18 protein-coding genes are annotated in these 17,090 nt (G+C 71.0%); 9 read left to right on the top strand and 9 right to left on the bottom strand.

What is annotated here, in order from left to right; all coding sequences use genetic code 11:
* Both FV242_RS15365 and FV242_RS15360 read left to right on the top strand, forming a co-directional pair.
* Nucleotides 1–287, top strand: a 287-nt coding sequence (locus FV242_RS15365; protein WP_147909676.1) for a helix-turn-helix domain-containing protein, incomplete at its 5' end; no start/stop codon positions are given.
* Between the two features lie 340 nt (nt 288–627).
* The gene (locus tag FV242_RS15360) at nt 628–1,587 is read left to right on the top strand and encodes a helix-turn-helix domain-containing protein (RefSeq protein ID WP_147939519.1); all 960 of its coding nucleotides are present in this window, start codon (nt 628–630) and stop codon (nt 1,585–1,587) included.
* 16 nt (nt 1,588–1,603) lie between these two features.
* On the opposite strand, the gene FV242_RS15355 is transcribed toward FV242_RS15360, so the two are convergent.
* The 5 genes from FV242_RS15355 to FV242_RS15335 form a co-directional block, all read right to left on the bottom strand.
* Nucleotides 1,604–2,926: an MFS transporter gene (locus FV242_RS15355; protein ID WP_147909674.1), complete on the bottom strand. Its 1,323-nt coding sequence runs from the start codon at nt 2,924–2,926 to the stop codon at nt 1,604–1,606.
* Nucleotides 2,927–3,026: 100 nt separating this feature from the next.
* The gene (locus tag FV242_RS15350) at nt 3,027–3,950 is read right to left on the bottom strand and encodes a hydroxymethylglutaryl-CoA lyase (RefSeq protein ID WP_147939518.1); all 924 of its coding nucleotides are present in this window, start codon (nt 3,948–3,950) and stop codon (nt 3,027–3,029) included.
* Nucleotides 3,947–5,140: a CaiB/BaiF CoA-transferase family protein gene (locus FV242_RS15345; RefSeq protein WP_147939517.1), complete on the bottom strand. Its 1,194-nt coding sequence runs from the start codon at nt 5,138–5,140 to the stop codon at nt 3,947–3,949. The genes FV242_RS15350 and FV242_RS15345 overlap by 4 nt, the downstream gene beginning before the upstream one ends.
* 105 nt (nt 5,141–5,245) lie before the next feature.
* Nucleotides 5,246–6,136, bottom strand: a complete 891-nt coding sequence (locus FV242_RS15340) for a LysR family transcriptional regulator (RefSeq protein ID WP_246692154.1) — start codon at nt 6,134–6,136, stop codon at nt 5,246–5,248.
* A gap of 32 nt (nt 6,137–6,168) precedes the next feature.
* Nucleotides 6,169–6,579 (bottom strand): hypothetical protein, encoded by a 411-nt coding sequence (locus FV242_RS15335; protein ID WP_147939523.1) that lies wholly within the window; start codon nt 6,577–6,579, stop codon nt 6,169–6,171.
* Nucleotides 6,580–6,774: 195 nt separating this feature from the next.
* Between FV242_RS15335 and FV242_RS15330 the strand changes: the two genes are divergently transcribed.
* The 3 genes from FV242_RS15330 to FV242_RS15320 are packed head-to-tail and all read left to right on the top strand — an operon-like array spanning nt 6,775 to nt 8,855.
* On the top strand, nt 6,775–7,410 hold the full coding sequence (locus FV242_RS15330) for a LemA family protein (protein ID WP_147853989.1): 636 nt from the start codon (nt 6,775–6,777) through the stop codon (nt 7,408–7,410).
* A gap of 19 nt (nt 7,411–7,429) precedes the next feature.
* The gene (locus FV242_RS15325; RefSeq protein WP_147853988.1) at nt 7,430–8,233 is read left to right on the top strand and encodes a YgcG family protein; all 804 of its coding nucleotides are present in this window, start codon (nt 7,430–7,432) and stop codon (nt 8,231–8,233) included.
* Nucleotides 8,223–8,855 (top strand): TPM domain-containing protein, encoded by a 633-nt coding sequence (locus FV242_RS15320; protein WP_147909669.1) that lies wholly within the window; start codon nt 8,223–8,225, stop codon nt 8,853–8,855. The genes FV242_RS15325 and FV242_RS15320 overlap by 11 nt, the downstream gene beginning before the upstream one ends.
* A gap of 230 nt (nt 8,856–9,085) precedes the next feature.
* Here the strand turns inward: FV242_RS15320 and FV242_RS15315 are convergent, their stop codons facing one another.
* The 3 genes from FV242_RS15315 to FV242_RS15305 are packed head-to-tail and all read right to left on the bottom strand — an operon-like array spanning nt 9,086 to nt 11,014.
* Nucleotides 9,086–9,580: a hypothetical protein gene (locus tag FV242_RS15315; protein WP_147939516.1), complete on the bottom strand. Its 495-nt coding sequence runs from the start codon at nt 9,578–9,580 to the stop codon at nt 9,086–9,088.
* Nucleotides 9,577–10,467 (bottom strand): hypothetical protein, encoded by an 891-nt coding sequence (locus FV242_RS15310; protein WP_147939515.1) that lies wholly within the window; start codon nt 10,465–10,467, stop codon nt 9,577–9,579. The genes FV242_RS15315 and FV242_RS15310 overlap by 4 nt, the downstream gene beginning before the upstream one ends.
* 10 nt (nt 10,468–10,477) lie before the next feature.
* Complete coding sequence (locus tag FV242_RS15305) at nt 10,478–11,014, bottom strand: hypothetical protein (protein WP_147939514.1); 537 nt, start codon at nt 11,012–11,014, stop codon at nt 10,478–10,480.
* A gap of 519 nt (nt 11,015–11,533) precedes the next feature.
* Here FV242_RS15305 and FV242_RS15300 point away from each other — a divergent pair.
* The 4 genes from FV242_RS15300 to FV242_RS15285 are packed head-to-tail and all read left to right on the top strand — an operon-like array spanning nt 11,534 to nt 15,642.
* Nucleotides 11,534–12,856, top strand: coding sequence for a nucleotide disphospho-sugar-binding domain-containing protein (locus tag FV242_RS15300; RefSeq protein WP_147939513.1), 1,323 nt, complete (start codon nt 11,534–11,536; stop codon nt 12,854–12,856).
* Nucleotides 12,857–12,879: 23 nt separating this feature from the next.
* Nucleotides 12,880–13,092, top strand: coding sequence for a ferredoxin (locus FV242_RS15295; protein ID WP_147857393.1), 213 nt, complete (start codon nt 12,880–12,882; stop codon nt 13,090–13,092).
* On the top strand, nt 13,089–14,396 hold the full coding sequence (locus FV242_RS15290; RefSeq protein ID WP_147939512.1) for an NAD(P)/FAD-dependent oxidoreductase: 1,308 nt from the start codon (nt 13,089–13,091) through the stop codon (nt 14,394–14,396). The genes FV242_RS15295 and FV242_RS15290 overlap by 4 nt, the downstream gene beginning before the upstream one ends.
* A 4-nt stretch (nt 14,397–14,400) precedes the next feature.
* Entirely contained in the window at nt 14,401–15,642 is a 1,242-nt protein-coding gene (locus FV242_RS15285; RefSeq protein ID WP_147939522.1) for a cytochrome P450, read from the top strand.
* Nucleotides 15,643–15,770: 128 nt separating this feature from the next.
* Here the strand turns inward: FV242_RS15285 and FV242_RS15280 are convergent, their stop codons facing one another.
* Complete coding sequence (locus FV242_RS15280; RefSeq protein WP_147939511.1) at nt 15,771–16,883, bottom strand: alkene reductase; 1,113 nt, start codon at nt 16,881–16,883, stop codon at nt 15,771–15,773.
* Between the last annotated feature and the right edge of the window lie 207 nt (nt 16,884–17,090).

The following is a 17,090-nucleotide window of genomic DNA, read 5'->3' as shown; positions in this document are numbered from 1 at the left end:
CGACCCTCGACCCGCCCCAGCTCGCGGCGGCGGTGGGCGTGTCGCTGCGCCGGCTGCAGGAGCTGTTCCACGAGCGCGGCCAGCAGATCTCCGACTGGATCTGGCAGCGTCGTCTCGCGGCGGCCGCCAAGCGCCTGGCCGACCCGAGCTGCGCCCACCTGCAGATCGGCGCCGTGGCCTTCGGCTGCGGCTTCGCCAACCAGGCCCATTTCGCCCGCCGGTTCAAGGAATGCCACGGCCTGTCGCCGCGGGAATACCGGATCGCGGCCCTTATCGGCACCCTGTAGCGGCCCACCGGTCCATCGCAACGAAGGCAAGGCTCGCGCGCGATCGCATCGCCGTCGCGACACGCCGTCCTGCTTCTGTTCCAAGCAGCGTGAGACGGATCAGGGATTGTCCCGCCCGCGCGACGTGAATCCGCATCGGCCATGCTGCGCCGTGCTTGCATACGCAATGAAATTTTTTGTATACATTGCCGCAACACATTCCTCGTAGCCTCATAAGTCTGACAAGTATTAAATCTAGCAGGATAAATTTCGGTCATAGATCAAGGCTCGGCTCAAATACTTCGGAGATCCGTGGCGCCGTTGTTCAGCGTGTGTCATCGTCGAGAACGGAATTTTACCTATGAAATTATTGTTTTCGACCGATAATATTCCTATCGATGCGCGTTTCAAACGCTGGCTGGAGACCCTGGAAGAGCAGCGCCTACCCCTTGAACAGCAGCAGCTCGACGCCGCGCCCTTCGAGGCCCGGCTGGAGATCGCCACGCTGGGCCCGCTCACCATGACCCGGGTCTCGGAGGGTCCACTGCGCAGCGAGGCGACACCCGGCAAGATCCGCCGCCTGGGTGACGCGGGCTGCATCAGCGTGGGCCTCACGCTCGCCGGCACCACGACGGTCGAGCAGCGGGATCGGGTCTCGACGCAGCGGCCGGGCGACCTGGTGGTGATCGAGCATCAGCCGACGGTGATGACGACGAGCCCGGGCAATCAATCCTTGTACCTGAAGATGCCGCGCGAAAGGCTGGAGGACGTGCTCGGGCCGGCACACCGCTACGCGGCCCGGACCGTGGGCGCGGACCTGGCCACCGCGAACCTGGCGACGGGCTACTTCGTGGAGTTGAGCCGCATGCATCACCAGCTCGACCCGGTCGCGGCCGCCCGCATGGGGTCGATCGGCGTGGACCTGATCGTCGCGAGCATCGCCGAGCGGATGGCGCTGGACCTGCCGCAGCCGCTGAGCGGCAACGTGCTGGTCCAGCGGGCCAAGGCGCATGTCGAGGCGAACCTCGGCGATCCGACCCTCGACCCGCCGCAGCTGGCGGCCGCGGTCGGCGTGTCGCTGCGCCGGCTCGAGGAACTGTTCCACGAGCGCGGCCAACACGTTTCCGACTGGATCTGGCAACGCCGGCTCGAGGTCGCGGCCGACCGCCTGACCGACCCGGCCTTCACCAACCTGACGATCGCGACCCTGGCCGCCGGTTGCGGCTTCACCAGCCGGGTCTACTTCACGCGCCGCTTCAAGAACCGCTTCGGCCTGACGCCCAGCGATTTCCGCTACGCCGTCGGGCTGAGCCCGGAGTAGCGGCTCGGCAAGCCGTTCAGGGGCCGCGGTCGCTCCGGCGCAGGCTCGCCGGCATGGCGAACAGCAGGAGGCCGGCCGCCACCAGGCAGAGCGACCCGATGACGTAGAGGGCCGGCGTGGTCGATCCGGTCAGGTCCTTGACCCAGCCGACCATCACCGGGCTGACGATGCCGCCGAACTGGCCGAGCGTGTTGATCAGCGCGATGCCGCCGGCCGCGCCGACGCCGGTGACGAGCTTGGCCGGTAGGGTCCAGAAGGTCGGGATCGAGGCGACGATGCCGGATCCGAGCAGCGCCAGCGCGATCATCAGCGGCACGATCTGCCGGTCGAACAGGCCGGCGGTGAAGAACCCGATGGCCGCGGCGATCGCCAGCGCGGCGACGAATTTCGGCCGCTCGCCCGAGGCGTCTGACAGGCGCCCGACCACCACCATGCTGATCGCGCCGCAGATGTACGGGACCGCCGTGAGGAGGCCGACATAGGCGGCGCTGCTGCCGCTGGCGGTCTTGATCAGGTCCGGCCCCCAGAAATTCAGTCCGTATGAGCCGATCTGGAGGAGGAAGTAGACCAGCCCGATCATCAGGAAGCCCGGCTGGCGCAGCGCCCCGAGGAGCGAATGGTCGCCGATCTCGCGGTTGTGGTGGGCGATCCGGGCGGACAGCAGGTCCTTCTCCGGCTGCGACAGCCAGCGCGCATCGGAGATCCGGTCGTCGAGGCGCATCAGCACCAGGGCGCCGAGCACGAGGCAGGGCAGGCCGCCGGCCAGGAACAGCCATTGCCAGCCGGCGAGCCCGGCGACGCCGTTGAGGCCCCCGAGGATCAGGCCGGCCACCGGGGCCCCGAGGATGCCCGAGAACGCCGAGGCCACGAACAGGAACGAGGTGATCCGCCCGCGATGCGAGGCCGGGAACCACAGGGTCAGATAGTACAGGATGCCGGGCGCGAAGCCGGCCTCCATGGCGCCGATGATGAAGCGCAGTGTGTAGAAGTGCCATTCCGTGCGGATGAAGATCATCAGCGCGGTGGCGATCCCCCACGAGATCATGATCCGGGCGATCCAGCGGCGCGCGCCGACTCGGTACAGGAACAGGTTCGACGGCACCTCGAAGATGACGTAGCCGACGACGAACATGCTGGCGCCGAGCCCGTAGGCGACGTTGCTGAAGCCGAGGTCGCTCTGCAGCTGGAACTTGGCGAAGCTGATGTTGATCCGGTCGAAGAACGCGAACAGGTAGCAGACCATGATCAGCGGCATCAGCCGCCACGCCACCTTCCGGACGATGCCGGCCTCGGTCACATCCTCTGGGCGCGCGGGGGCGCCGGTCACCGCGATGGCCATCGTGTTCCTCCCTGGAGAAGTCCGGCCGCCCCGTCGCGGACGAGCCGGATGCGCGGGGCCGCCTTCGGTGAGCGGCTTTTTCGCGCTGTGATCGTCGGTGTCAGGCGGCCCGGGGGACCGGGTGCAGGTCGCAGGGCCGGCCCGCCTGGGCGACCTGGCCGGGCACCGGGTGGCCGACCAGCCGGGGCAGGTCCCGGGACAGGGCGATCAGGGCAGGCAGGTCGAGGCCGGTCGGGATCCCCATCTCGTGGGCCATGCTGACCAGATCCTCGGTGCAGATGTTGCCGGTGGCGCCCGGGGCGAACGGGCAGCCGCCCAGGCCGCCGAGCGCCGCATCGAAGCGGCGCGCGCCCGCCTGCCAGGCCGCCAGCACGTTGGCGAGGCCGACCCCGCGGGTGTTGTGGAAATGCAGCGTCAGATGCTCGGCCGGGACGATCTGCAGGACGCGGGCGACGAGGCGCTCGACCTGGCGCGGGTTGGCCATGCCGGTGGTGTCGGCGAGCGTCACGCCGGTGATGCCGAGCGCACGATAGCGCTCCACCTGCGCGACGACCGCGTCGGCCGGCTGGTCGCCCTCGAACGGGCAGCCGAAGGCCGTGGCGACCGTCGCATTGGTCAGGACGGCCGAGCCCGTCACGGTCGCCATGATGCGGGAGAAGCCCGCGATCGAGTCGTCCGGGCTCATGCCCATGTTGGCGCGGTTGTGGGTCTCGCTCACCGAGGCGACGAGATTGATCTCGCCGACCCCGGCGGCCAGCGCCCGCTCGGCGCCCTTCGGGTTCGGGACGAGCGCCACGTAGACCGTGCCGGGCCGGCGGCGGATCTCGGCGAAGACCTCGGCGGCGTCGCGCAGGGCCGGTACCGCCCTGGGAGAAACGAAGGACGAGACCTCGATGCGGGAGAAGCCCGCATCCGAGAGCGCGTCCACCAGGGCGATCTTGTCGGCGGTCTCGACCCAGGCCGCCTCGATCTGCAGGCCGTCGCGGGGCGCGACCTCCTGGACCAGCATCGTGGCCTCGCTCATTTCACGGCTCCCGCATCGCGCAGCGTCTGGATCGCGACCGCGTCCAGGCCGAGATCGGCCAGGACCGCGTCGGTGTGGGCGCCGAGCGCCGGCCCCGGCCAGCGCACCGCCCCGGGGGTGCCGGACAGCTTCGGCACGATGCCGGGCATCTTCACCTGGGTGCCGCCGGGCAGCTCGGCCTGAAGGATCATGTCGCGGGCCTGGTAGTGCGGGTCGGCGACGATGTCGGCCACCGAGTAGATCCGGCCCGCCGGCACGTCCGCGGCGTCCAGGGCGGCCAGCGCGTCCGCGACGCTCCTTGCCTTCGACCAGTCTCCGATCACGCCGTCGAGCATCGCGGCGTGCTGCGAGCGGCCCTCGTTGGAGCGCATCCGCGGGTCCTCGGCGAGGTCGGGGCGGCCGATGGCCTGCATCAGTCGGCGGAAGATCGGGTCGCTGTTGCCGGCGATCACGACGTAGCCGCCATCCTGGGTCGGGTAGGTGTTGGACGGGGTGATGCCGGGCAGCGCGCCGCCGGTGCGGGTGCGGATCTCGCCGAGCAGGTCGTATTCGGGGACCAAGCTCTCCATGACGTTGAACACGCTCTCGACCAGCGAGACGTCCACCACCTGCCCGGCGCCACCGTTGACCTTGACGTTCAGGATCGACATCAGCGCGCCGATCACGCCGTGGAGCGAGGCCAGGGTGTCGCCGATGCTGACGCCGACCCGGGCCGGCGGGCTGTCCGGGGAACCGGTGGTGTAGCGCAGCCCGCCCATGGCCTCGCCGATTGCGCCGAAGCCCGGCCGGTCACGGTACGGCCCGGTCTGGCCATAGCCGGAGATGCGCACCATCGTGAGCGACGGGTTGAGGGCCGAGAGCACGTCCCAGCCCAGCCCCAGCTTCTCCAGGCCGCCGGGCCGGAAGTTCTCGACCACCACGTCGGCGCTGGTGGCGAGGCGCTTGACGATGTCGAGCCCCTCCGGGGTCTTCAGGTTGACCGCGATCGACTTCTTGTTGCGCGACTGGAGATACCACCACAGCGAGGTGTCGCCGTGCATCTTGCGCCAGGTGCGCAGGGGGTCACCGCCGTCGGGCGCCTCCACCTTGATCACCTCGGCACCGAACTCGGCGAGGAGCTTGGTGGCGAAGGGCGCGGCGATGAGCTGGCCGAGTTCCAGCACACGGATCCCGCTGAGCGGACCTGACACCGTCGTTCTCTCCCTGTCTTTGCCAGGAGGATACGACCGGCTTCCGGGCGATATCCAAACGCCATGCGCGAGGCTGCGTTCTCCGCACGCGAACGGAAGCCCCTCCTATCCCCCGGCCGTGCGCAGGTGATCCAGCAACAGGGCGGCGGCGGGCGGCAGGGCGCCGGGGCGGACCACCAGGGTGAGCGTCCGCGTCGCCCAGGGGTCGGTCAGCGGCACCGCCGCGAGGTTCAGCTGCGGCCCGAGCAGGGCGAAGACCCCCTCGGGGATCGTGCCGAGGCCCATCCCGGCCTGCGCCATCCGGCAGATCCCGTCGAAGCTCGGAACGTGGATCCGCAGGCGCAGGGGCCGCCCGAGGCGCCGGGCCTCGTCCCGCAGGGCGGCGTAGATCGAGCTCTCCACGTGCAGGCCGACATGGTCGTAGTCGAGGGTGTCGGCGAGGGCGACGGCGGCGTGCCCGCTCAGCGGATGGTCGGCCGGCATCACCAGGACCAGGCGGTCGCCGCGATACGGGTAGGCGGTGAGCGAGCGGGTGTCGGTGCCGCCGGCGCAGATCCCGAGATCGGCCGCGCCCTCCTCGACGCCCAGCACCACGCCGCCGCTCGGCCGCTCCGCCAGATCGACGCGGATCTGCTCCTGCGCAGCCAGGAAGGCCTGGAGGTCCTCGGGCAGGAACTGCACGATCGCCGACAGGTTGGCGAGCATCCGGACGAAGCCGCGCACGCCGTGCGCGTGCTCGGCCAGTTCGAGCGCCATCTGCTCGGCGCTCGCCAGCATCCGGCGGGTGTGGTGCAGCAGCGTCTCGCCGGCCGGCGTCGGGCGCATCCCCCGGGGCTCGCGGGTGAGGAGGGCGCAGCCCAGCGCGCGCTCCAGCTCGGCCAGGCGCTTGCTCACCGCCGAGGGGGCGATCGCCGCCCGCCTTGCCGCGCCGTTGAGCGTCCCGGCCTCGCAGATCGCCGCGAACAGGCGCAGCGTCTTGAGGTCGAGGCGGCTCACGGTCGCCGCGGTCGGACGCGTCTCGCGAATGCCTACGGCCTCGTCTTGGCGGCCCCCGGGGGGCCGCGCCAGTCCCGCGCGCCGACCGGCTGGCCGTACACGCCGTGACCGAGCTTCGCGCCCTGCCGGTTGACCACGCCGAAGCGCAGAACCGCCTGCTCCAGGTAGTCGATGGCGTCCACGAGATCGGCGCGGGCGGCCGCGACCGCGTCCTCCCCCTCCTCGCCCGGGGTCTCGGCGAGGTTCACGGCGGCAATCAACACCCGGTCGCGCTCCTCCTCGATCCGCCGGTCGCGCTCGACATGGCCGCGGACCCGGGCGTCGAAGGCCTCGATCACCGACCAGGGCAGCGCGTCCTTGTCCACAGGCGCCCGGAAGGCCAGCGCGTGGCGCCTTGCCGCCGCCGCCGCGGCCCTGACGTGGTCGGCGAGTTCTGCATCCATCCCGGGTCCCCGTGCGGTCTCGCCCATGCTGTCTCGAACGCGTGCCGGTCCCGGCCGTTGCCGAGGCCCTTACCGGGTCGCACCGCCTGTCCTCAAGCGCGAATCCGGCGCGGCCCTTACCTTGACAAGGCGCGGCCTTATCTCTCGGAACTGTGATCGGTGTACCGGGCCTCGCCCGGAAGGGAGTTCCCCGGAATGGTTTCGATGCTGAATGCCGGCGCCCTGCGCCCCTCCTCCGCAGCGGCGCGCCTGCTGAGCGCGCTCACGGTCCTGCTGGTTGCCACCGGCCTCTCGGGCTGCGGCGCGATCAACCGCGTGCCGACCCTGGAGGAGCAGGCGAAGTCGTCCTGGAGCGAGGTGCAGAATCAGTACCAGCGCCGGGCCGACCTGATCCCCAACCTCGTCGAGACCGTAAAGGGCTACGCCCAGCAGGAGAAGGACGTGCTGATCGGCGTGACCGAGGCCCGCGCCAAGGCGTCGAGCGTGAAGGTCGACGCCTCGACGGTGAGCGACCCGCAGAAGTTCAAGGAATTCCAGGACGCGCAGAACCAGCTGTCCGGGGCCCTCGGTCGCCTGCTGGTTACGGTGGAAAAGTACCCCGACCTGAAGTCGAACCAGAACTTCCTGGCTCTGCAATCACAGCTCGAAGGCACCGAGAACCGCATCGCCGTGGCGCGGCGCGACTATATTGGGGCGGTCCAGGCCTACAACACCGAGCTGCGCACCATCCCGGGCCGCTGGATCGCCGCGATCATGTATCCGGAGTCCAAGCCGATGGAGACGTTCTCGGCCACGCCCAACTCCGACCGTCCGCCGAACGTGAAGTTCTAGAGACAGCGCGGATAGATCGATGCGGCTCATGGGCTTGAGCCTCACCACGGTGGTGCGGCTCCTCCTCGCGCTGGTCGTGCTGTTCGGGTGCCTGGCCGTCTACGCGGTCGGCGCGCTGGCAGCCGACCTGACCTTCCCGCCGCTGACCGGCCGCGTGGTCGACGCGGCCGGCATCCTCACGCCGGACCAGCGCGGGACGCTCGAGGCCAAGCTGAAGGCGCACGAGGACAAGACCTCGGACCAGGTCGTGGTGGCGACCGTGCCCAACCTGCAGGGCACGACCGTCGAGGATTACGCCAACCGCCTGTTCCGGGACTGGAAGCTCGGGCAGGCCAAGACCAACAACGGCGCCCTGCTGCTGGTGGCGCCGAGCGAGCGCAAGGTTCGGATCGAGGTCGGGTACGGGCTCGAGGGCGCGCTGACGGACGCGCTGTCCCGGGTGATCATCGCCAGCGCGATCACGCCGCGCTTCAAGACCGGCGACTATTACGGCGGGATCGATGCCGGCGTCGACGGGATCCTGGGGATCCTGTCGGGGGATGCGCAGGAGTGGCAACGCAAGCCGCAGGTCCGCAGCGACGAGGTCGATCCCGGGCAGGTCGCGATCTTCATCGCCCTGTTCCTGATCGTCCTGTTCGTGGCCTGGCGCATGAACCGGGGCGGACGGGCCGGGCGGGGCGGCGGCATCGTGTTCCTGCCCGGCCCGGGCTCGGGCGGATGGAGCGGCGGCTACTCGGACGGCGGTTCGTCCGGCGGCTTCGGCGGCGGATTTTCCGGCGGGGGCGGCTCCTCCGGCGGCGGGGGAGCCTCGGGTGACTGGTAGGATCGCGGACGTTCTCCCCCCGGGGGCGCGCGCACGCCTCGCCCAGGCGGTGTCCCGGGCCGAAGCCGGCACGTCCGGCGAGATCGTCGTGATGGTCGGCCGGCGCGCTGGCGCCTACCGCTCCGTGGTGCTGCTCGCCGCCCTGATCGCCGGGCTGATCCTGCCCTGGCCGCTGATCGCGCTGACCGGCTGGAGTGCGGTCACGATCCTGCTCGCGCAGGCGGCCCTGGTCGCCGCGATCCTGGGCCTGAGCCAGATCGAGCGGCTGCGCCTCGCCCTGGTGCCGCGCCGCCTGCGCAGCGCCCGGGCCCGCGAGGCCGGGCAGCGGGCGTTCTGGTCCCGGGGCCTGAGCCGGACCCGGTCCCGCACCGGCGTGCTGCTCTACCTGTCCCTGGCCGAGCGCCACGCCGAGATCGTCACGGATCTCGGCGTGCTCGGGCGCATCCCGGCGCAAGCCTGGGACGGCATCCTGGCCGAACTCGGCGGGGCGCTGGCGCGCGGCGAGATCGAGGGCGGCTTGACCGTGGCGGTGGAGCGCATCGGCGCCTGCCTGGCGGAGCACCTCCCGGCCGGCCCCCACGATCCGGACGAATTGCCGAACCGAGTAATCGTCGCGGATTAGGGCGTTCCCCTCGCGGATGATGCGCGACCCTTTCCCGGACACCCGGACCGTCAGGGAAGGCGATCCCGGAACAGGCCCGCGCGAGCGGACATGCCGGGCGGCGCATGTCTCCGCCGAAGCCCGGGTCGAGGGCATCGTCCGGAAGGGTTGCGGCCGGCTTTCCAGAAAAAAAGATGATGCGAACCAAGGAGTTCGTGCATCGCACCGGTCCCGACATCCAGTACGATGCGCTAGTCCCGCACCCGCCGCAATGCGGCCATGGCCTCGTCCGGCGCGGTGTCGCATCCCGCCGGCACGACCAGCTTCACGGCCAGCGCGGTCCGCGCCGAGGCCGAACGCATCCGCAGGACGGCGCCGGCCCGGTGCACGACATGCAGGACGCCCAGCGCCATCGCGGCCCGGGGGCCGTCGAGAGCCCAGCCCCGGTAGACGTAGACGACGCGGTCGTTCGGATCGCGCGGCGCGGCGAGGGACGTGTCCGTGCCATGGGGCGAGGGCTCGACGAAGTCGGCCACCACCGGGCGCGGGCACGCGGCGGTCCAGATCACCCGGCGCACGGCCTCGGCCCGGGTCAGGACCACGCCCGCGCCGAGATCGACCGCCGCGACGGCGGCGGCCGGTTCCGGGGTGGGCGCGCCGGTCCCGTAGGCCTGGACCCGCATCGAGACCGACAGGGCGAGCAGCAGGCACAGGGCGCCCAGGCCCGCGCGGTCGGCTCTGGTCAAACGGGACGCGCGACCGGGCACGGCGACCTCTCGACATGGATGATGATCGGCAGCAGCGAGGCCGCCACCGAGACCAGCGCCACGGTCACCGAGCCGGCCCCGTCGTGCCAGTGATGATAGGCCTCGGCCGACGGCAGCATCGCCAGGATCCGGGCGATGTTGATCGCGACGACCAGGATTGCGCTCGACGCCAGGGCTCCCAGCGCCCCGCGGCCGATCGGTCGCCCGGCGATCTTGAGCACGCACAGCCAGATCAGGGACGCCAGCGACAGGTTGTGGAACGCCGAGCAGCCCTCCAGCATCACGATCGACCAGTCCGGGCGGGTGGTGAGATAGACGCCGGTGGCGTGCAGGCCGGGAAACGCGAGGCGCCCGACCCAGGCCATCACGGCCACCTCGAACGGCTCGATGGCGTGGTAGAACAGCTTGAAGACGAGCTTGCTCCACAATTCGCACACCGACAGCGCCAGCCAGATCTGACCGATATCGGCGAGCAGACGGTCTTCCGAGCGCCGGACGAGGAACCACGCCGCGACGAGCGTCATGCCGGCATAGACCGCGTGGGGCTCGGGCAGGAACCACGTGAGCGCACCGGCGACCAGGATGGCGAGGTCGGACCGCGTCAGCGCCGGGCGGACCTCACGGGCGGTGAACAGGAGGACCGCCGTCGCCAGCGCGGCGAACACCTCGCCGAACTTGAGTTCGACGAGGCGCTGAAGGCCCGGATCGGGCTCGAGCAGCAGGCGCTGCAGGGCGGCCGACAGGGAGGTGCCGCAGCCGAAGACCAGCAGGCTCCAGCGCGCGGCGTGGACCGGCGGGCTCGACGGGCGCGCGTGGGCCGTGCCGCCCACGATCGCCGTCCCCCGTCCGGCCAGGATCTCGGCCACGCCGGCGCTCTCAGGCGGCGGCCGGCCCGGACTGCTCGCGGCGTCTGCGACGCAGGAAGGTCACGGTGCCGCCGGCGAGCGCGAGACCCAGGATCGCGTTGATCTCGGGCGAGGGCGCGCCACCGGAAGCGCCACCGGCACCGGCAGCGGCGCTCGATTCGAACAGGCCGGCAAACGCCCCGCCGGCTCCGTAGGGGCTCGCCTGGGCAAACCCACCCGCCGTGTAGGTGCCGGCGCTCAGGTGGATCTGCGCCGAGCTGAAGGCGGGATTCTGCAACGCGTCTAAAGCCGAGCCCGCGTAACTCCCGAGCGCGGGCGTGGATGTGAGCCCTGAGAAGATCGTCACGCCCGTTGATGCTGTCACGTTGATCCGGAACTGATCACCGCTGAGATAGGAATCCACGATCGAGAACGTTCCCGGCCCGGCCAGGCTGAAGGAGAACGTCGGCAGCCCCGAGCCCTGACCGCCGAAATCGAAAGATTGGTACCCCGCACCGAGGGCGAGATCGATCGTTTGCGCCCGCGCCGGCAAGGCCTGCGCCGCCATGGCCATGGCCACCACAGCGACGACACGTGAAAGGCTCTTCCTCATCTGCCGCTCCCCTCAGCTCGCATCAGCCCCGTCGCCTCGCCATCGAAATGAATAACGAACCTTAGGGTATTAACCAATATTTTGTTATATCAGTATTTGAGGATATGACTGGCGCAAACGAGCGCGGTCAAGGGTGGCTATCTACTTATTAAGCCCGCAATAGCCACTACTACTTTCGAGGGCGTGCCTGCGAGCAGTGTCGGCGGATGCGCGGCTTGAACCGGCGCAGGCAATCGCGTGAATAAGACCTTCGCAAGCTCCGCTCGGAGGCAGTGACAGTCTTCGCGAAATTTCACGGTGGCAGGATTTGTGCGTTGCCGCACGAACCCGGATCTGTACCGGTAACTCGGCCCGTCCGTCGACGATTCTCCCTGACAGAGGGAGCGGGCCGAGCCGCGCCTTCGGCGTCCGCATGCGGGACGCCGAGATCGACAGGGCGCGCGGGCATGGCCGGCGTCGCCCGAGGAGGCCGTGATGAAGATCCTGATTGCCGCCACGCCGCTCACCGGCCACGTGAACCCGCTGCTCGCCATCGGCCGCGCCGCCGCCGCCCGGGGCGACACCGTGCGGGTGCTGACCGACCCGGCCTTCCGGGCGAAGGTCGAGGCGGCGGGCCTGGGCTTCGCGCCCTACGCGGACAACGATTCCGCCGGCTTCCTGGAGACGACGCTGCCCCCTGGCCCGGAGCGGTTCCGGAGCGAGTTCCAGCGGCGCTTCATCGATCCCATGCCGGTCCAGACGGCCGCCCTGCGGGCCCAGATCGCCGAGGATGCGCCGGACGTGATCGTGGCCGGCAGCATGTTCCTCGGCGTGCTGCCGCTGCTCCTCGACAGGGCGCCGCGCCCGCCGATCGTCACCGCCAACATCAGTTTCCTGTTCCTCGAGCGGCCCGACCACGCTCCGATCGGCCTGGGCCTGCCGCCCGCCCGCGACCCGTCCGAACTCGCCCGCTACGCCGCCCTGAAGGCGGGCATGGATGCCGCCTTCGCCAACCCGGTCCGGGCCTACGCGGACGCGCAGCTCGCGCGGCTGGGCGCGGCGCCGCTGCCGGCGTCCCTGCCGCACGCGGTGGTGGTCCTGCCCGACCTGTTCCTCCAGCCGACCGTGCCGGGCTTCGAGTACGATTACGGCACGCTGCCGCCGGGCGTCCGCTTCATCGGCCTGCTCCAGCCCCCGGCCCCGCCGGCGCCCCTGCCGGATTGGTGGCCGGAGCTGGAACGGGCCAACGCCGACGGCAAGCCCGTGGTGCTGGTCACCCAGGGCACCCTCGCCAACGCCGATTTCGGCGCGCTGGTCGAGCCGACCCTGGCCGCCCTCGCCGACCGGGACGACCTTCTGGTCCTCGCCACCACGGGCGGGCGCCCGGTCGAGGCGCTGCGCGGGCCGATCCCGGCCAACACGCGGGTCGCGCGGTTCCTGCCGTTCCGGGAGTTGCTGCCGCGGGTGAGCGTGCTCGTCACGAATGGCGGCTACGGCAGCGTCTCGCAGGCGCTGTCGAACGGCGTGCCGATCGTCTCGGCCGGCCTGACCGAGGACAAGGCGGAGGTGAACGCCCGGATCGGCTGGTCCGGGGTCGGCCTCAACCTCGGCACCAACGCGCCGGGGGTCGACGCCCTGAGGGAAGCCGTGGCGCGGGTGCTCGGCGAGCCCGGCTTCCGGCAGCGGGCCATGGCCCTGCAGGAGGCCTTCGCGGCACGGGACGCCATGGCCGGCATCCTGGGGGCCATCGACGCGCTGGTCCGCTCCGGCCCGGCACACAACAGCGGCACGGCCGTCCCGATGGCGAGGTCGGCGTGAAGCCGGCGACCGATCATGCGGCGCTGCGGGTCGTGGTCGACCTCAACCGTTGCCAGGGCTACGCCCAATGCTGCTACGCGGCCCCGGACGCCTTCGCGATCCGGGGCCACGAGATCCTGTTCTACGATCCGGCCCCGCCGGCCGAGCGGCGTGGCGCGATCGAGCGCGCCGTCCAGGCCTGCCCGGTTCGCGCCATCAGCCTGCAAGCCGGGCCGGATGACGGAGATCTGCCGTGACCGCCGAGCCCGCCGGTATCGTGGTGATCGGCGCCTCGCTGGCGGGCCTGCGCGCCGCCGAGGCCCTGCGGCACGGCTCCTATGACGGGCCGCTGACCCTGGTGGGAGCCGAGCCGTATCGGCCCTACGATCGTCCGCCCCTGTCGAAGCACGTGCTCGCCGGAGAGCTGAGGCCGGAGGCGACCCGGCTGCCGGAGCGCACGCGCCTGCGCGCCCGCTGGCGGCTGGGGAACGCGGCCGTGTCCCTCGATCGGAAGGCCCGCACGCTCCGCCTCGCGGACGGTACGGAGCTGGCTTATCAAAAATTGCTGATCGCCACCGGGGCCGATTCCCGTCCCTGGCCGGTCGAGACCGGCGGCGGGCTCGCCGGCATCCACACCCTGCGCGGCCGTGACGACGCCGCGTCCCTCCGGGCGGACCTCCTGGCCGGGCCCCGCCGAGTCCTCATCGTCGGGGGCGGGCTGATCGGCTGCGAGGCGGCCTCCTGCCTGCGCGACCTCGGCCTGCCGGTGACCCTGGTCGATCCCAACCCCGCCCCGTTGGCCCGGTCTCTCGGAACCTGGGTCGGCGGCGTGATCGCCGCGCGCCTGCGCGAGTCCGGTGCGGTGTTCCGCCCCGGCGCCCAGGTACTGCGATTCGAGGGCGACGCGGCCGGCCGGGTCGCCCGGGCCCGCCTCGCGGACGGCGGCACCGTGGAGGCCGACCTCGTGATCGCCGCTCTGGGCGCGACCCGCGCCACCGGCTGGCTCCGGGGCGCCGGCCTGACGGCGGATCCCGGCGGCGTCACCTGCGACGCGGCCTGCCGGGTCCTGGACACGGACGGAGTGCCCTGCCCCGACATCTACGCGGCCGGTGACGTAGCCCGTTGGCCGATCCGGCTCTACGGCGACCGGCTGGTCTCGGTGGAGCATTGGGGCAACGCCGTCGAGCAGGCGGCCCACGCCGCCCGCAACATGCTGGCCGCCCCGGACGATCAGCGCGCCTACGTGCATCTTCCGGCCTATTGGTCCAGCCAGTTCGGGATCAACATCAAGGCCGTGGGTCTCACCGAGGGCGCCGACGCCGTCGCGGTGGTGCAGGGAACGCGCGCGTCCCGGCGCTTCCTCGCGGTCTACGGCCGGGCCGGGCGCAGCATCGCGGCGGTCTCGTTCGACCAGGCCCGGTGGCTGCCCGCCTATGCCGAGGCGATCGAGGCGGGCGCCGCCTTCCCCCCGATCCTCGACGCCACGGACCAGCCCCGGATCGAGACCGCAGCGCCGGGCTTCCCGCCGGCGCGCCCTTCCTCGGAGGCCGCCCATGGCTGACCCGATGTCCGACGAGGCCCTGTTCGCGGCCGTGACGGACCCGGCCAACCGGGCCGATCCCTACCCGCTCTATGCGCGGCTGCGGCAGCGCCCGGTCTGGCGCCAGCCGGACGGCAGCTACGTGGTGAGCGGCCACGCGGCGATCCGCGGGCTGATCTTCGATCCGCGCCTCAGCTCGGAGGACCTGCCGCCACCCCGCCGGCCGCGCACCGGCAACCCGCTCAAGGACCTCATCCTCAACCCGATCAAGAACCGCATCACCGCCACCCACCGGCCGCTGATCTTCCGCGACCCGCCGGACCACGACCGCCTGCGCAGTCTGGTCATGCGCGAGTTCTCCATCACCCGGGTGCTCGGCCTGCGCGACCGGATCGCCCGCGAGGTCGATCAGCTCATCGACGCCTGCCGGGGGCGCTCCGAGATCTGCCTGGTAAGCGACCTGTCGTACCCGTTGCCCGTCACGGTGATCTGCGAACTGCTCGGCGTCCCCGAGGCGGACGAGCCGCGCTTCCAGGTCTGGGCGACGCAGCTCGCCACCGCGGTGGAACCGGATGCCCACCACGACGCCGAAACCCGCCGTCAGATCGTCGGGGCCTTCGACGCGATCGCCGCCTACATGCGCGCCCTCATCCGCGAGAAGCGCCGGCGCCCGGCCGACGACATGCTCAGCGGGCTGGCCGCGCCCGGTCCGGATGGCCGGAAGCAGCTCAGCGACTTCGACCTGATCGCCACCGCGGTCCTGCTCCTGGTCGCGGGCCACGAGACCACCGTGAACCTCATCACCAACGCGATGCTCACCCTGCTGCGCCACCCGGGGGAACTCGAGCGCCTGCGCGCCGACCCGGAGCGGGCGCCGCAGGTGATCGAGGAGGTGCTGCGCTACGAACCGCCGGTGCATTTTCGGACCCGCAAGGCGTTGGGTTCGATCACGATCGCCGGCGAGACGATCCCGAAGGGGGCCCCGGTGATCCTGCTGTTCGCCGCGGGGAACCGCGACCCGGAACGGTTCTCCGACCCCGACCGGTTCGATCCGGACCGAGCGGACATTCAACATTTCGGCTTCGGCGGCGGCCTGCACTACTGCATCGGCGCGCCGCTCGCCCGGATCGAGGCCGAGATCGCCCTGGTGGCGTTGAGCCGCCGCCTCGTGGCGCCCCGCCTGCTGCGCGACCCGCCGCCCTACCGGCCTGGCGCGTCGCTGCGCGGGCCGGAGCAGCTCGGGATCGGGATCGACGGGATCGTCTGAGAGCCCGTCGCCCCGGCCGGATTCCGGATGGGTTACGAAACGTGAAACGCCGGAATGTTTCCCGTGAAACATTCACAGGTTCCGGCCCCCGTCCCTGCTGGGACGGAGGAGCCGTCGATCCCGTGCGATCAGCGCCGCACCGGGACCGGACCGTTCATGCCGGGCCAGTCGGAGTAGCCGTTGGCGCCACCGCCGTACCAGTAGGGCTTCGGCGCCTCCGCCAGCGGTGCGCCGCTGGCGAGCCGTTCGACGAGGTCCGGGTTCGCGATGTAGGGCCGGCCGAAGCTGAAAAGGTCGGCCCGGCCTTCCGCCAGCTCGGTCTCCGCGAGATCGAGGGTCAGCTGGTTGTTGCCGATATAGGCGCCCTTGAACCGGCGGCGGAGGTCGAGGAAGTCGATCCCGTCCGGAACATCGCGGGTCTGCTGGGTCACGCCCTCGATCGTGTGGACGTAGAGCAGCCCGAAGCCGTTCAGCGCGTCGACATAGGCGCCGTAGGTGGCGTGCGGGTCGGAATCGAGCGGTGTCTCGCCGGGCTGCGTGGTGGCGGGCGAGAGCCGGATGCCGACGCGGGCGCCGCCGCCCCCGACCTCGGTGACCGCCCGGACCACCTCCAGGGGAAAGCGCAGGCGGTTCTCGATCGACCCGCCGTACCGGTCGGTGCGCTTGTTGGTGGAATCGCGGACGAACTGCTCCAGCAGGTAATTGTTGGCCGAGTGGATCTCGACGCCGTCGAAGCCGGCCCGCTTGGCGTTCTCCGCGGCCCGTCGGTAATCGGCGACGATCCCGGGGATCTCGTCGGTCTCCAGCGCCCGCGGCGTCTCGTGGGGCTTCATGCCGTCCTGGGTGAACGCGGTCCCCTCGGGCTTGATCGCGGAGGCCGAGACCGGCAATGCGCCGCCCGGCTGCAGGTCGGGATGGGAGATCCGGCCGGTGTGCCAAAGCTGCAGGAAGATCCGCCCGTCATTGGCGTGGATCGTCCTCACGATCCGCGACCAGCTCTCGACCTGCGCGTCGGACCAGATCCCCGGCGTGTAGGCGTAGCCGACGCCCTGCGGTGAGATGTTGGTCGCCTCGGAGATGATCAGCCCGGCATTCGCGCGCTGCCCGTAATAATCGGCGGCAAAATCCGGCGGCACGCCCTCGTTGTTGGAGCGGCTGCGGGTCAGCGGTGCCATCACCACCCGGTTCTTGAGCGTCAGGTCGCCGATGGTGACGGGTTGAAGGATCGGGCTGTTCGGCATGGGGCCTCGCACACGGCATCGCGCAAGGACGATGGCCGGAACGGCTCGCCCAGGCTCGGAAGGGATGGCCGATAACCCGTCGAGGCCCGTCCGGGGTTCCACGGTCGCACCAGGATCGGCCGAAACGGCCGCGGTCGCGCTTCGAAGGCATGGGATGCCGCGGGAACCGAATTCCGGGGGGCTGCCTCGGTCGCTCGCTAGCGGCAC

The sequence above is a fragment of the Methylobacterium sp. WL64 genome (assembly GCF_008039945.1).
Taxonomy (GTDB): Bacteria; Pseudomonadota; Alphaproteobacteria; order Rhizobiales; family Beijerinckiaceae; genus Methylobacterium.
The sequence above is the reverse complement of the archived record's forward strand: the minus strand, read 5'-3'. Positions and strand labels throughout refer to the sequence as shown.